Genomic DNA, 1,035 nt, shown 5'->3' on the forward strand with positions numbered 1-1,035 from the left:
CGCGCCCATGCTCGCCGCCGTCGCCCCGGTGGTCTCGGCGGCCGATCTGGCGATCTGCCATATGGAGACCGTGTACGGCGCGGACGGGGACTACAGCGGCTACCCCGCCTTCAAGTCCCCGCCGCAGGTGGCCGCGGGGCTCGCCGCCACCGGCTACGACACCTGCTCCACCGCCTCCAATCACTCCCTCGACGACGGCGCCGACGGGATCCGGCGCACCCTGGACGCCCTCGACGCGGCCGGCGTCGGACACGCAGGCTCGGCCCGTACGGCCGCCGAGGCGAACGCCCCCGCCTGGCGCAAGGCCGGGGGAGCGCAAGTGGCCCAGCTGGCGTACACCTTCGACACCAACGGCCACGAACCGCCCGAGGACAGCCCCTGGGCGGTCAGCGCCATCGACGAGCAGAAGATCATCGCCGATGCGCGCTCGGCCCGCGGAGCGGGGGCCGACGTGGTCGTCATCAGCCTCCACTGGGGTACGGAGTGGCAGACCGAACCCGATGAGCAGCAGCTCGGCCTGGCGAAGACGCTCACCGCCGCCGCCACGGGGGGCCGCCCCGACATCGACCTGATCATCGGCACCCATGCCCATGTGCCCCAGGCGTATGAGAAGGTCAACGGCACCTGGGTGATCTACGGCATGGGCGACCAGATCGCCGGACCGATGTTCGACTACACCGGCGGCTTCGACGGCCGGGGCAACCAGGGCTCCATCGGCCGCTTCACCTTCGCCCCGCCGGCCCGGCCCGGTGAGCGCTGGACCGTGAGCAGGGCCGAGTTCATCCCGCAGTGGTACGACATCGACGAGGGCCGGGTCGTCAATCTGCCCGACGCGCTGGAGCGCGGAGCCGACCGGGACGACTACCGGGAGGCCCAGGAATCCATCCGGGAGGCCGTTCTCAGCCGGGGGGCGGCGAACGACGGGCTCACCATGGCCCGCTGACCGGTCATGAAAACCCCGGGGGACGTACGTGCGTGGGGACTTCGTACGGCTGCTCCCATCGGGTGCTTTCGCGCACGGGGGCGTGTTGATCA

General features: G+C 71.5%; 1 protein-coding gene. It reads left to right on the forward strand.

All coding sequences use genetic code 11. The annotated features are described in order from the left end of the window. The coding region (locus tag FF041_RS29210) for a CapA family protein (RefSeq protein ID WP_153525590.1) at positions 1-943 on the forward strand (943 nt) is incomplete at its 5' end. Positions 944-1,035: the final 92 nt, after the last annotated feature.

Source organism: Streptomyces jumonjinensis (assembly GCF_009600885.1).
In the GTDB taxonomy this organism is placed as follows: Bacteria; Actinomycetota; Actinomycetes; order Streptomycetales; family Streptomycetaceae; genus Streptomyces; species Streptomyces jumonjinensis.